This is a genomic window from Exiguobacterium sp. PHA03 (assembly GCF_041945985.1).
Classification (GTDB): domain Bacteria; phylum Bacillota; class Bacilli; order Exiguobacteriales; family Exiguobacteriaceae; genus Exiguobacterium_A.
Genome location: NZ_JAUTYQ010000001.1, coordinates 1,054,866 through 1,067,843, shown reverse-complemented (window position 1 = coordinate 1,067,843; position 12,978 = coordinate 1,054,866). Strand labels below are relative to the sequence as shown.

Annotated in this window: 14 protein-coding genes and 1 tRNA gene; 10 read left to right on the top strand and 5 right to left on the bottom strand. The window is 46.2% G+C overall.

The window, feature by feature from the left end; all coding sequences use genetic code 11:
• Positions 1–13 precede the first annotated feature (13 nt).
• The 10 genes from Q7C19_RS05795 (at position 14) to Q7C19_RS05750 (ending at position 9,979) form a co-directional block, all read left to right on the top strand.
• Complete coding sequence (locus Q7C19_RS05795) at positions 14–355, top strand: hypothetical protein (RefSeq protein WP_023468553.1); 342 nt, start codon at positions 14–16, stop codon at positions 353–355.
• A gap of 21 nt (positions 356–376) precedes the next feature.
• Positions 377–1,309 carry an alpha/beta hydrolase gene (locus Q7C19_RS05790; protein WP_029341930.1) on the top strand — a complete coding sequence of 311 codons (933 nt, stop codon included), beginning with the start codon at positions 377–379 and terminating at the stop codon, positions 1,307–1,309.
• Between the two features lie 42 nt (positions 1,310–1,351).
• Positions 1,352–1,435: transfer RNA gene (locus tag Q7C19_RS05785), tRNA-Leu, on the top strand.
• Positions 1,436–1,637: 202 nt separating this feature from the next.
• On the top strand, positions 1,638–2,405 hold the full coding sequence (locus Q7C19_RS05780) for a transporter substrate-binding domain-containing protein (RefSeq protein WP_035407400.1): 768 nt from the start codon (positions 1,638–1,640) through the stop codon (positions 2,403–2,405).
• A gap of 31 nt (positions 2,406–2,436) precedes the next feature.
• Positions 2,437–3,081 carry an amino acid ABC transporter permease gene (locus Q7C19_RS05775; protein ID WP_035407403.1) on the top strand — a complete coding sequence of 215 codons (645 nt, stop codon included), beginning with the start codon at positions 2,437–2,439 and terminating at the stop codon, positions 3,079–3,081.
• Positions 3,078–3,806 carry an amino acid ABC transporter ATP-binding protein gene (locus Q7C19_RS05770; protein WP_035407405.1) on the top strand — a complete coding sequence of 243 codons (729 nt, stop codon included), beginning with the start codon at positions 3,078–3,080 and terminating at the stop codon, positions 3,804–3,806. Before Q7C19_RS05775 ends, Q7C19_RS05770 begins: the two co-directional genes overlap by 4 nt.
• A gap of 313 nt (positions 3,807–4,119) precedes the next feature.
• Positions 4,120–6,960 carry a 2-oxoglutarate dehydrogenase E1 component gene (locus Q7C19_RS05765; RefSeq protein WP_290786597.1) on the top strand — a complete coding sequence of 947 codons (2,841 nt, stop codon included), beginning with the start codon at positions 4,120–4,122 and terminating at the stop codon, positions 6,958–6,960.
• Between the two features lie 35 nt (positions 6,961–6,995).
• A complete protein-coding gene (odhB, locus tag Q7C19_RS05760) occupies positions 6,996–8,252 on the top strand; it encodes a 2-oxoglutarate dehydrogenase complex dihydrolipoyllysine-residue succinyltransferase (RefSeq protein WP_375091864.1) in 1,257 nt (418 codons plus the stop codon).
• A gap of 156 nt (positions 8,253–8,408) precedes the next feature.
• A complete protein-coding gene (locus Q7C19_RS05755; RefSeq protein ID WP_375091863.1) occupies positions 8,409–9,314 on the top strand; it encodes a glycerophosphodiester phosphodiesterase in 906 nt (301 codons plus the stop codon).
• Between the two features lie 221 nt (positions 9,315–9,535).
• A complete protein-coding gene (locus Q7C19_RS05750; protein ID WP_035407421.1) occupies positions 9,536–9,979 on the top strand; it encodes an Rrf2 family transcriptional regulator in 444 nt (147 codons plus the stop codon).
• Between the two features lie 54 nt (positions 9,980–10,033).
• On the opposite strand, the gene mnhG is transcribed toward Q7C19_RS05750, so the two are convergent.
• Genes mnhG through Q7C19_RS05725 form a run of 5 tightly spaced genes read right to left on the bottom strand, consistent with a single transcriptional unit; the run spans position 10,034 to position 12,977 of the window.
• On the bottom strand, positions 10,034–10,408 hold the full coding sequence (mnhG, locus tag Q7C19_RS05745; RefSeq protein WP_035407423.1) for a monovalent cation/H(+) antiporter subunit G: 375 nt from the start codon (positions 10,406–10,408) through the stop codon (positions 10,034–10,036).
• Positions 10,392–10,628: a Na(+)/H(+) antiporter subunit F1 gene (locus Q7C19_RS05740; RefSeq protein WP_375092147.1), complete on the bottom strand. Its 237-nt coding sequence runs from the start codon at positions 10,626–10,628 to the stop codon at positions 10,392–10,394. The genes mnhG and Q7C19_RS05740 overlap by 17 nt, the downstream gene beginning before the upstream one ends.
• A 47-nt stretch (positions 10,629–10,675) precedes the next feature.
• A complete protein-coding gene (locus Q7C19_RS05735) occupies positions 10,676–11,152 on the bottom strand; it encodes a Na+/H+ antiporter subunit E (RefSeq protein ID WP_375091862.1) in 477 nt (158 codons plus the stop codon).
• A gap of 3 nt (positions 11,153–11,155) precedes the next feature.
• Positions 11,156–12,643 carry a Na+/H+ antiporter subunit D gene (locus Q7C19_RS05730; protein ID WP_375091861.1) on the bottom strand — a complete coding sequence of 496 codons (1,488 nt, stop codon included), beginning with the start codon at positions 12,641–12,643 and terminating at the stop codon, positions 11,156–11,158.
• Positions 12,636–12,977, bottom strand: a complete 342-nt coding sequence (locus Q7C19_RS05725; RefSeq protein ID WP_023468540.1) for a Na(+)/H(+) antiporter subunit C — start codon at positions 12,975–12,977, stop codon at positions 12,636–12,638. Before Q7C19_RS05725 ends, Q7C19_RS05730 begins: the two co-directional genes overlap by 8 nt.
• Position 12,978 lies beyond the last annotated feature (1 nt).

Below are 12,978 nucleotides of genomic sequence, written 5' to 3'. Positions count from 1 at the left end.
AGGAGAGCACGCAATGGCACGTCGTAAGTTTCAAGCATTAGGCGTTTATAAACGCGTCCATATTAACCCGGAAACACGTCGAATGACGTTACCGGAACCGTTTTACGATGCACTTCGTCTAGAAGATGAATTGCTGATTGCACAAGTCGGAGATGTTCTCGTCATGCGTCGTCCGGGGGAAGTCGTCGAGACAGAAACGGATTTATTGAGTGAACTCGTAGAAGATGGATTCACGGGTACAGAGCTTGTCCAAGAGTTTGCCTACCGGCGTCAGCAACAGGAACAACGATTACGTCAACAAGTCTTGCAGGATGAAGAGGATGACCATGCTGCTCAACTGAAGATCGAGCTATAACGGAAAGAAGGAGTGGGGCAGATGCGTCGCAGAACAAAAATTGGAATCGGAGTCATCGGATCCGGATTAGTAGCAGCGAGTTATTATTTTTATGAGATGGCAATCGCTACGAATCCGAAGCCGTTCTTATCGAATAATCGGGATTTGAGTGATGAGATGGTCCGGTTGATGCAACCTGGACAGACATGGATCAAGGAGCAGCCGCTCGAGCGGATCGAGATTGAAGCAAAAGATGGTTTAACGTTACGCGGACATTTCCTCCCGTCTCCTGTTCCGTCAGACCGGATTGTCATTCTCGTGCATGGATACGGAGGCGTCGGAACGGATTTAGCCGGATTCGCCTATCTGTACCATCAGGCCGGTTTCCATGTCATGATGCCCGATAATCGAGGACACGGAATGAGTGACGGTCATTATATCGGATTCGGATGGCATGATCGTGAAGATTGTCTCAGTTGGTCGAACTATCTGATTGAACGGATTGGACAGGATGCGAAACTGTTCTTACATGGTGTGTCGATGGGAGGGGCGACCGTATTGATGACGAGTGGCGAACAACTTCCACCACAAATCAAAGGAATCATTTCTGATTGTGCCTATACGTCCGTCAATGCTGTTCTTGCGTATCAGATGAAGCGGATGTATCGACTACCACACTTCCCGTTTTTAGGGATGACGAGCGTATTGACGAAGCTAAAGGCAGGTTATACGTTCCGTGAAGCATCAGCGCTGAAACAGGTCAAAAAGGCACAGGTTCCGATTCTCTTCATTCATGGTGGTGCGGATACGTTCGTACCGACAGATATGGTGTATGAGCTGTACGAAGCCTGTCCAACGGAAAAGGAACTGGTCGTCATTCCGAATGCCGCACACGCTATGGCATATTTCGAGGATCCGGCATTATATGATGACGTCGTTGAGAAGTTCGTCCGGAACATCTTGCGAAATGATTGACAACTCAGTTCGTTACCCGCTATATTAATATCATAAATCAACGTCGTCGTGGCGGAACTGGTAGACGCGCTAGACTCAGAATCTAGTGGTGGCAACACCGTGGAGGTTCAAGTCCTCTCGGCGGCATAAATGATTGAAGGAGGCAATCCCATCAAGGGGTTGCCTCCTTTTTTGATAATGAATAGAAAACGGTTGCATCGAATAAAAATTCAGAAATGTTTATCTTTTTAGAACTTTTCTGGTAAAATACGTTTTAAAGAGGGTACTCTTCAGGGAAAGTACTAAGTGGAGTCGACAATCTTTAACACATAGGAGAGGGGAAACAAACATGAAAAAAGGAAGTATTTTGCTAGCGCTCTTGATGAGCTGTATTCTCGTACTTGGTGCATGTAGTATCGGTTCGAAGGATGAAGGGTCTTCAGAAGGAAAGACGTATAAAGTTGGTATCGACGTCACGTATCCACCATTTGAGTACAAAGACGGGGACACGTACAAAGGAATCGACATCGATCTTATGAAAGCAATCGCTAAGGATCAAAACTTCAAGATTAAATTTGAAGCAATGGATTTCAGCGGTATCATTCCAGCACTTCAAGCAAATCAATTGGACGTTGCCATTGCCGGTATGAGTATTACACCAGAACGGAAAAAAGTCGTCACATTCTCAGACCCATATTTCAAAGCTGGTCTTATTTTAGTCGTCAAAAAAGATGAGAATGGTATTAAATCCGTTAACGATCTTAAAGGGAAAAAAGTAGCCGTCAAAAAGGGAACGACGGGTGCAAAATATGCAACGGACAACGCGGATAAACTTGGCTTCACTGTTACACAGTTCAATGATAGTCCAGCGATGTTCCAAGAAGTAAAGAACGGTAACGCAGCTGCCTTGATTGAAGATTATCCGGTCATCTCATATGCAAACAAACAACAAAACCTTGGATTGAAACTTGTCGGTGATCGTCTCAACGGTGATAACTACGGGATCGCTGTCTTAAAAGGTGAGAATAAGGATCTGCTGAAGAAAATCAACAAAGGACTTGCGAATCTGAAAGAAAACGGTGAATACGATAAAATCGTTGACACGTATCTGAAATAAGTCGCAAGGCGATAAGGGAGTGGGATAGCCAATGGAAGTGGTCAAAACCGCATTTCCATTTTTCTTGGAAGGGCTTCAAGTTACATTGTATATTTTCATCATTGCGGTCATCGTCGGCTTTCTGATTGGCTTAGTCGTCGCATTGATGCGGTTGTCACCGTTAAAGATTTTGAACGCAATCGCGATCATCTATATCGATGTCATTCGTGGTACACCGTTCATCGTTCAGCTTTTCTTCATCTACTTTGGACTCAACTCGCTTGAGTGGTTATCGATGGACCGGATGTATGCAGGGATACTGACGGTCGCGATCAATGCTGGTGCTTATTTCGCGGAAATTATTCGAGCAGGTATCCAGTCGATTGATAAGGGACAAACAGAAGCCGCACGTTCACTCGGGATGACAGGACGTCAAACGATGGTTCAAATCATTTTACCGCAAGCATTCCGACGGATGTTACCAACGATTACGAATCAATCGATCATCAGTTTAAAAGATACATCGTTGTTATCGATCATCGGCATCGCTGATTTGACGCAACAAGGTCAAGTTCAGCAATCGACGACGTTTGAGCCATTCATCGTTTGGTCTGTCGTCGGATTGATGTACTTCGTCATCATTTATCTCTTGTCATTAGTGGCGAAGTTCTTGGAACGGAGGTTTACATTACGATGAGTATCATTGAAGTGAAGAATTTAAAGAAATCATTCGGCTCGAACGAAGTCTTAAAAGACATTAACGTCTCGATAGCCGAAAAAGAAGTTGTGTGTGTCATCGGTCCGTCGGGATCTGGGAAAAGTACGTTTTTACGCTGTTTGAATCGACTGGAGGAGATTACGGGTGGAACGGTCATTATCGATGATTTCGACATCACAAATCCGAAGGTCGATATCAACAAAGTTCGGGAGGAGGTCGGAATGGTCTTTCAGCATTTTAATCTCTTCCCGCATAAGACCGTGCTTGAGAACGTCACGCTCGCACCGATCAAAGTACGTAAATCGGATAAGGACCAGGCGAAAAAGCGAGCTTTGGAACTACTCGATAAAGTTGGGTTACGGGAAAAAGCGAATAATTATCCAGGCGAATTATCCGGGGGTCAAAAGCAACGGGTCGCAATTGCCCGAGCGCTCGCGATGAATCCGAAAATCATGTTGTTTGACGAGCCAACGTCAGCGCTTGACCCGGAAATGGTCGGGGACGTGCTTGCCGTCATGAAACAACTTGCTCTCGAAGGGATGACGATGGTCGTCGTGACCCATGAGATGGGATTTGCTCGTGAAGTCGGAGACCGCGTGTTGTTTATGGATGGTGGGTATGTCGTCGAAGAGAATGTGCCACAAGCGCTCTTTGATTCTCCACAGCATGAACGGACGCAATCGTTCCTCAGTAAAGTGTTATGATTAAACCGGCGTATCTAAATGCAGATACGCCGGTTTTTTGCTTATTCATAAATTACTGGCTAAGCGCTCATAAGAAAAACTTATACATTTAAGCGTGAGAATTTGGGAATTCGAAATGCACACGCAGGAAAAGAGTAGTAATATAGTAACGAAGGCACTTTCATGGAAGAATGGCACGTTCGTTCCTTCTCATGACGTTTTAGCGCATCATTCATGCAATTTCTTTTGAAAGCGCTAACAGGTAGAGGGCTGGAAACACATTTAGCCGATGCTAAATGTGAGGGGAGAAATATAGAAACGGGGGGAACCGTACATGGCAGGCCACGAGCAAGATCAACAAGCATTTTATGGACCAAACCTTGGCTACATCATTGAATTGTACGAGCGTTTTTTAGAAGACAAAACATCCGTCGATGAGGAGACACGTACTTATTTCGAAGAGCATGGTGCACCTGTGACGGAACCAGTAGTACCGATGCAAGTCGAGACGGGAGATTTCGAAAAATATCTTGCGGCGAATCGTTTAGCGGAACAAATTCGTGCAAAAGGACATCTTGCGGCGGATATCTATCCGCTGAAGGACCATCCGCGAGAAACAGGATTATTCGAACTAAATCAGTTTGGACTGACAGAGGCAGATCTTCGGAAAATGCCGGTTTCACTCGTCTGTCCTGAGCCGCCAGCGGGTGTTCAAGATGCATTTGAAGGCATCGAGCACTTGAAAGCGCAATATACGGGAGCAGCGGCTGTTGAGTTCCAGCATGTTGATGACTTAGAGGAAAAGAAATGGCTCCGTCAAAAAATCGAACAAGGTGCTTTGACGGCGACGCTTGATGCTGAGCAAAAGAAACAATTGTTCAAACGCTTGGCTGAAACGGACCTTTTCGAAAAATATCTGCACAAAACATATGTCGGTCAAAAACGATTCTCGATCGAAGGGCTCGATGCGATGGTGCCATTGCTCGATACGATCGTCGGACACCTCATTTCAAACGGGTCGGAGACGATTAATATCGGAATGGCGCACCGTGGACGATTAAATGTTTTAGCTCATGTACTCGGTAAACCATATGAAATGATCTTTGCTGAGTTCCAGCATGCACCAAATCATGATCTCGTACCGTCTGAAGGATCAATCGGTATCACATACGGTTGGACGGGCGACGTGAAGTATCACCTCGGACTAAACCGGAAACTCGAGCAAAAGACACGTGACATCCGGATGACGCTCGCGAACAATCCGTCGCACTTAGAGTTCGTCGACCCAGTCGTCGAGGGCTTCACGCGTGCGGCACAAGATGACCGGACCCAAAAAGGCGCACCACGTCAAGAGCAGGCAGCCGCTGCTGCGATCCTGATTCACGGGGATGCAGCGTTCCCAGGTCAAGGAATCGTTGCTGAAACCTTGAATTTAGCAAACCTCAAAGGATATAACACAGGCGGAACGATTCACATCATCGCGAACAATACGATCGGCTTCACGACGGAACCGACAGATTCGCGTTCGACGCGTTACTCGAGTGACCTGGCTAAAGGGTATGAGATTCCAGTCTTCCACGTCAACGCCGATGAACCTGAAAGCTGTCTCGCTGTTGCGCTACTCGCGAGCGAGTACCGTGCAACATTCAAGAAAGACGTCATGATCGATTTAATCGGATATCGTCGTTTTGGACACAACGAAATGGATGAACCGATGAATACAAACCCGGTCTTATACGATTTGATCCATAAGCATGATCCGATTCGTGTCTTGTACGGAAAGACGCTTGTCGCGAACGGGGATGCGACAGCTGAGGAAATTCAATCGATTGAGACGTCAATCAATGATCACATGAAGGCGGCTCGAGAAAAAGTCCCAAATGTAGAGAAAGAGTATGGTGGGGTCATGCCGGACGTCGTCTTTAAAGGCGTTCCGACGATCGAAACAGGAGTAGCGATCGAAACATTAACTGCATACAATGAAGAATTGTTGCAGTGGCCAGATGGCTTCCAAGTGTTCCATAAACTTGAGAAAGTCCTGAAGCGCCGGACAGATGCATTCTCGACGAAGAACGGGATTGACTGGGGACACGCCGAAACATTGGCATTCGCTTCAATTCTCTCGGATGGAACACCAATCCGATTGAGCGGGCAAGATTCTGAACGGGGAACGTTTGCACAACGGAATATCAATCTTCATGATGTGAAAACGGGAGAAGGATTCTCGCCACTTCATGCTTTATCAACGGCAACAGCTTCGTTCTCGGTCTATAACAGTCCACTCTCTGAGGCGGGTGTTCTTGGCTTTGAATACGGCTATAATGTCTTTGCACCAGAAACGCTTGTCTTATGGGAAGCGCAATACGGAGACTTCGCAAACTCAGGTCAAGTCATCTTTGACCAGTTTATTTCTGCGAGCCGAGCCAAATGGGGACAAACGTCAGGTCTCGTTATGTTGCTTCCGCACGGTTATGAAGGACAAGGACCAGAACACTCGAGTGGTCGTTTAGAGCGCTTCTTGACGTTATCCGGTGAGAAGAACTGGACAGTTGCGAACGTATCGAGTGCTGCGCAGTACTTCCATTTGTTGCGTCGACAAGCAGCAATCCTCGGAAAAGAGGAAGTTAGACCGCTCGTGGTCATGACACCAAAGAGTCTCTTGCGTCATCCGCTTGCGACATCTGACGTCTCTGAATTGACGGAGGGTAGTTTCCGTCGTGTCATTGAACAAGCGGGACTTGGAGAAGCACCAGATCGTGTCAAACGTCTTGTGTTCTGTTCTGGTAAGATGGCAATTGATTTAGCGGAAGCGGTCTCGAAATCAGAGGAAAATCTCGACTGGTTACAAATCGTCCGGGTTGAGGAACTGTATCCGTTCCCAGCGAAAGCCTTACAAGAAGTCATTGCGCGCTATGAATCCGTCGAAGAGATGGTCTGGGTGCAAGAAGAACCGAAAAACATGGGGGCGTGGTCCTTTATGGAACCACGGCTTGAAACTGTCGCACCGAACGGAATTCAAAATGTTCGTTACATTGGTCGTCGTCGCCGTTCAAGTACAGCAGAAGGTGACCCGGCAGGTCATAAAGTAGAGCAAGCACGTATCATCAATGATGCGCTCACAGCAACGGCTTCTACACCAACAGCACCATCACACGTATCGAATCACACATCATAACGTAAGATAGAAACGAGTCATAGGGGGAGAATACGATGGAAATCAAAGTACCAGAACTTGCCGAATCAATTACTGAAGGAACGGTGGCATCTTGGTTAAAACAACCAGGTGATCACGTGGAAAAAGGGGAAGCCATCGTTGAGCTCGAGACAGATAAGGTCAACATCGAAGTACCGTCAGATGAAGCGGGTACGTTAACGGAAGTAATGGCTGCTGAGGGAGATACAGTCCGCGTCGGGGAAACGATTGCTGTCATCTCTGCTGGTGGCGAAGCTTCAAAACCGGCTGCAACAGAAACAGCACAAGAAACTCCAAAAGAGACACCAAAAGCAGAAGAAAAAGCGGAACAACCAGTGGCTGCAGCAGCGACGGAAAGTACATCCGTTGCAGATCGTCCGATTGCTTCACCTGCTGCCCGTAAATTGGCTCGTGAAAAAGGAATTGATTTAGCACAAGTGGCGACGCAAGATCCACTTGGTCGGATCCGTGTCCAAGATGTCGCGACGTTTGAAGTAGCGCCACGTGAACAAGCAAAACCTGCTCCTACGAAGCATGCTGCGCCGACACCAGCTCAAGCGGCTGCTCCTGGGAAACCAGAAGAGCGAATCAAGATGTCACGTCGCCGGAAGACGATTGCGAATCGCCTTGTTGAAGTTCAACAAACGGCAGCGATGTTGACGACATTCAATGAAATCGATATGTCTGCTGTCATGGCGCTCCGTAAACGCCGTCAAGAAAAGTTTGTTAAAGAAAACGAAGTTAAACTCGGCTTCATGTCATTCTTTACGAAAGCAGCAGTCGCAGCACTCAAAAAGATGCCATACTTGAATGCTGAGATTCAAGGCGATGAAATCGTCCTGAAGAAATTCTATGATATCGGCATTGCCGTCTCAGCACCAGACGGTCTCGTTGTTCCAGTCGTTCGTGATGCGGACAAAAAGAACTTCGCTGAAATTGAAAAGGACATCATTCAATTAGCGGTCAAAGCGCGTGATAATAAACTTGGTCTATCTGACTTAACGGGTGGTACGTTCACAATCACGAATGGTGGTACGTTCGGTTCACTCATGTCGACGCCGATCTTAAACGGTCCACAAGTCGCGATTCTCGGCATGCACGCAATCAACCTGCGCCCTATTGCCATTGATGCAGAACGCATGGAAAATCGTCCGATGATGTATGTTGCTCTCTCTTACGATCACCGGATCGTGGATGGAAAAGAAGCTGTTACGTTCCTGAAACACATTAAAGATCTTCTTGAAGATCCAGAGTCATTGATTTTCGAAGCGTAATCATTAAAAGACCCGTTTTAGATGCGGGTCTTTTTTCTATGGAATGATATCGTTTTGTCATCAAATCAAGAAATGACGTTAACAGCTTCTCTATATCATCTTCATACAAACAATTTAAGATAAGTGTTGTAAGAATATTTCAAGGGGGAATAGATGATGCTGAAACAAATCGGATTGACGATGGTAGCGGGAGCCGTATTAAGTACAGGACTTCCGACAGAAGATGTCGGTGCACAATCAAAAGGCAAATCGTTACTCGATTCAAATCGAATCATTAACGTTGCTCATCGTGGAGCTTCAGGTTATGCGCCGGAGCATACGATGCCAGCTTACGAAATGGGACATAAGAAATTTAAAGCAGATTACATCGAAATTGATTTACAGATGACAAAAGACGGTCATTTGATTGCGATGCATGACGAAACCGTCGATCGGACGACGAACGGAACGGGTGCTGTCAAAGAGAAGACATTAGCTCAAATCAAGAAACTTGATGCGGGTAGTTGGTTTAATGAAGCAAATCCAACACTCGCTAAAAAATCATATGTAGGATTAAAAGTCCCGACACTCCAAGAAGTCGTGAATAAGTACGGGAAACATGCGAATTACTACATTGAGACGAAGTCCCCTGAAGTATACCCAGGAATGGAAAAGAAATTACTCGATTTATTGAAACGGAACGGATTGTCTAGTGATCGTGTGAAATCAGGACAAGTCTTGATTCAGTCGTTTAGTGCAGAAAGTCTTCAAAAAGTCAGATCCATCGATTCAAAAGTCCCGTTGATTCAATTGATGGAAGCAAAGGAGGTGTCTTCCTTAACCAGTACGAAATTAAAGGAAATCCGTAAATATGCAGTTGGAGTCGGTCCTTCATATAAAGCATTGACACGTGAAAATGTTAAAGCAATTCGTCAACAGGGCTTGCTGTTGCATCCGTATACAGTAAATGAAAAAGTCGAAATGGTTCGCTTGCTTGACTATGGTGTTACAGGTGTCTTCACGAACTACGCGGATCGCTTTAATGCAGTCATTAAAGAATCGTCCAAAAAAATTTCAAAATAATTCAAAGAGTGATTCCTCGTTTCGAATGCGAAATAAGGAATTGCTCTTTTTTTGATGAAATCTCGTATTTTAAATCCAATATTTCCTTCCTTACGTAATCTGTGTAGAGCATGATGACAAATTCGAATTATGAGATGAATAGTGAGACAAAACTATGTAGTCGTTAGAGTGTTTCATGTTACGATAACAGTGCAGTTTTGGGAAGGAATGGAGTGAGGATTGTGAGAATTACACAGTATACGGATTATGGTTTACGCGTGTTGATGTATCTCGGTGTGCACCGGGATGTTATCACACCAATGCCGCAGATTGCCCAGCATTATGGCATCTCATCCAACCATTTAATGAAAGTGACACAACAGTTAGCGAAACTTGGATATGTCGAATCAACGAGAGGTCGCTCAGGGGGACTCCGTTTGATTCGTGATCCAAAGGACATTAACATCGGAAAAGTCGTTCGTGAAATGGAACCGATGGATATCGTTGAATGCTTCGGAAGCAACGGTCATTGTGTCATCGAACCTGGGTGTCGATTAAAAGGTGTGCTTGGGCGAGCATTGCGAGCCTTTATCCGAGAACTGGAACAGCATACACTAGAAGAGTTGCTTGATAATCGTGATGAGTTGGCGCTCTTATTTGCTGCTTCACCCTTACAGCGTTCCTAATCAAAAGCCCTCGTTTCCGTAAGCGGAAGCGAGGGTTTTGTCATGTCGATATACTCACATGTCATCTTGGCGTTTCTTCGGTTCCACATGTTCTTTATTCTTAGACAGGTCGTCACGGACAGACGATTTCCATAATGGCACGTCGCTATAGTAAGCAGCACGCGCAATTAAATGTCCACCAATCGGTGCCGTGATGAGTACGAATAGGATACCAAGCACGACACGAGAGGAGAAAAATCCATCTTCAGTGACGAAATAAATAATGACGCCGATCAAAATCGACATGACGCCTAATGTCGCACTTTTAGATGCGGCATGCGCACGCGTATAGACATCGGGTAAGCGGATCAAACCGAGCGCGGTAACGAGACTAAATCCCATACCGAGCAAGGCGAAGACCGCGACGATCCATTCATTGATTGCGATCACGTTCGATGATCTCTCCTTTCTCTATAAATTTTGAAAAGGCAACCGTACCGATGAAGGCGAGTATACCAATCAAAAGAATGACTTCGAGGTAGTCGCTCGTCCGTAAGATGATTGAGACAAGACCAACGATTGAAATCAAGCTGATACCAATCGAATCTAAGGCGATAACACGATCCGCAACACTTGGACCTTTAATGACACGGTAGAATAGACCGAGCATCGAGAGGAAGACACCCCCGAGTGCGATATAGATTAAAAGATCGAACATCACCGACTCACCTCCAGAATGGCTTTCTCAAAACTATCGCGAATCGATGCGACGGCTTCGTCGACTTCTGGCATATGAAGCGCATGAATATAGAGTATCTTATTATCGTCCGAGATATCGACGACAAGTGTTCCAGGTGTCAAGGTAATCAGCATCGATAACAATGTGACTTGCCACGGTTGATCGAGTTCCGTCTCATAGGCAAAGATACCAGGCTGAATATCTAACTTCGGCTTTAAAATGATTTTTAGGACATCGATGTTCGCTACGACAAGTTCATAGAGAAAGCGGAAAAACAACAAGACGAGTGCGACGACAGGTCCGAGATAAAAACGACCCTTAAAGCCGCGACGGAAAGCGAACATCGCAATCAGACCTAATGCATAGCCGATGACGAAACCGGAGGCCGAGAAATTATTCGCAAGAAACATCCACAAGAATGCAAGTAATAAGTTGAGCAAGACTTGAAATGCCATGAATTAACGACCTCCTTTGAGTACGGCATCGATATAGAGCGTTGGATTCGTCAGAGGTTCAACGGCTTGTTGAATTAGTGGACGCATCGCCTCAGCGCCTACGCCATAGAGGACGCTAAGCGCAACTAAGGCAATCGCAGGTGCTAGCAGTCGAGAAACGAGCGCTTGCTTCTCACCTGAGTACGGTTTGGGTATCCCCCAAAAAGCACGCATGAACAGTTGGACGACCGAATACAAGACGAGCAGACTCGATAGCAAAACGATGATCGGTCCGACCAATTCACCAGCTTCAATGCCGCCACGAACAATCAAGAACTTCCCAATGAACCCACTAAGCGGTGGAATGCCGGCAAGCGATAACGCTGCAATGAAGAATGTCCAACCCAGCACCGGAAAGGCTTTGATCATGCCACCCATATCCTTTAGTTTAGTTGATCCGGCAATTCCGACCATGATGCCGACGAGCAGGAACAATGCAGCCTTGATCACCATATCGTGAAGCAGGTAAAAAATCGCACCTTCTAGTGCTTGCGGTGTCATAAGGGAAACCCCATACAAGATGACCCCGACTGCGACGATGATGTTGTAGATGATGATCTGTTTCGCATCCCGTGTCGCTAATGCGCCAATCACACCGATGATGATCGTGCTGAGGGCAAGGACACTTAAGATTTGATGAATCGTTCCAATCTCATTTGAGAAGAACAAGCTATACGTCCGTAAAATTCCGTATACCCCGACCTTCGTCAACAAGGCACCGAACAAGGCAAGAACAGGTGTCGGTGGTACTTGATAAGAACCAGGTAACCAGAAGTAGAGTGGGAAAATCGCGCCTTTTAATCCGAAAACGATCAGGAACAACAAGGCGATGACGTTTAGAATCGCTGGTTGTCCAATCTCTGTGATCTTCTGACTGATGTCCGCCATGCTGAGTGAACCGATGATCCCGTACAAGAAGGCAACCGTCATGACGAATAACGCGGACGAGATGACGTTAATCAAAAGATACTTGAGCGATTCTCGTAATTGGGCCGGTTTTCCACCGAGAACGATTAAGACATAAGACGAAATCAGGAAGACTTCGAAAAAGACGAACATGTTAAAAATATCACCTGTCGTGAACGCACCGTTGACCCCAACGAGCAGGAACTGTACGGCAATGAAATAGTAGTACCGTTGATAGGCGTCGCTCAAGTAGGCGATGGCATACCAGATGATACAAAGGACGAGGATGCTCGTCGTCGTGACGAGTAGGGCAGACAGCATATCAGAGACAAGCGTAATCCCGAAAGGTGCTGGCCAGCTACCGAGTGTGACGGTTAAAATGCCATTCGACCGGACAGTCAGCACTAGATAGATGGAAGCACAGACAGTTAAAATCGTCGAAATGATGGAAACGATCCGTTGTCCTTTGAGGTGTCGCGGGAAAAACATCAAGATGACACCGGTCAACAAAGGAATGATGATCGGTAATAGCGGTAAGTTAATCATTCGAATCGGTTCCTTTCATCTCTTCGATATTATCGGTCCCGAGCTCTTGATAAGCGCGATACGCAAGCACCAAGAAGAAGGCAGTGACACCAAAGCTAATGACGATGGCAGTCAGGACGAGTGCCTGCGGCAGTGGATCCGTATAGGAAGTCACGCCGTCCTTTAAAACCGGAGCCGCGCCTCGTTTTAATCCCCCCATCGTCATGACGAGCAGATGGGCAGCGTGACTGAGCAACCCTGTTCCGATGATGATACGAAGAATACTTTTAGAAAGAATGAGATAAATGGCACACATCGTCAGGATGCCTGCGGCGATCGCCATGATGATTTCCATA

Coding starts and splice junctions, on each gene's coding strand:
- Q7C19_RS05795 (WP_023468553.1), top strand. CDS start 14: ATGGCACGTCGTAAGTTTCAAGCATTAGGCGTTTATAAACGCGTCCAT.
- Q7C19_RS05765 (WP_290786597.1), top strand. CDS start 4,120: ATGGCAGGCCACGAGCAAGATCAACAAGCATTTTATGGACCAAACCTT.
- Q7C19_RS05775 (WP_035407403.1), top strand. CDS start 2,437: ATGGAAGTGGTCAAAACCGCATTTCCATTTTTCTTGGAAGGGCTTCAA.
- Q7C19_RS05725 (WP_023468540.1), bottom strand. CDS start 12,977: ATGGAAATCATCATGGCGATCGCCGCAGGCATCCTGACGATGTGTGCC.
- Q7C19_RS05735 (WP_375091862.1), bottom strand. CDS start 11,152: ATGGCATTTCAAGTCTTGCTCAACTTATTACTTGCATTCTTGTGGATG.
- Q7C19_RS05740 (WP_375092147.1), bottom strand. CDS start 10,628: ATGCTCGGTCTATTCTACCGTGTCATTAAAGGTCCAAGTGTTGCGGAT.
- Q7C19_RS05780 (WP_035407400.1), top strand. CDS start 1,638: ATGAAAAAAGGAAGTATTTTGCTAGCGCTCTTGATGAGCTGTATTCTC.
- Q7C19_RS05790 (WP_029341930.1), top strand. CDS start 377: ATGCGTCGCAGAACAAAAATTGGAATCGGAGTCATCGGATCCGGATTA.
- Q7C19_RS05770 (WP_035407405.1), top strand. CDS start 3,078: ATGAGTATCATTGAAGTGAAGAATTTAAAGAAATCATTCGGCTCGAAC.
- Q7C19_RS05755 (WP_375091863.1), top strand. CDS start 8,409: ATGCTGAAACAAATCGGATTGACGATGGTAGCGGGAGCCGTATTAAGT.
- Q7C19_RS05730 (WP_375091861.1), bottom strand. CDS start 12,643: ATGATTAACTTACCGCTATTACCGATCATCATTCCTTTGTTGACCGGT.
- odhB (WP_375091864.1), top strand. CDS start 6,996: ATGGAAATCAAAGTACCAGAACTTGCCGAATCAATTACTGAAGGAACG.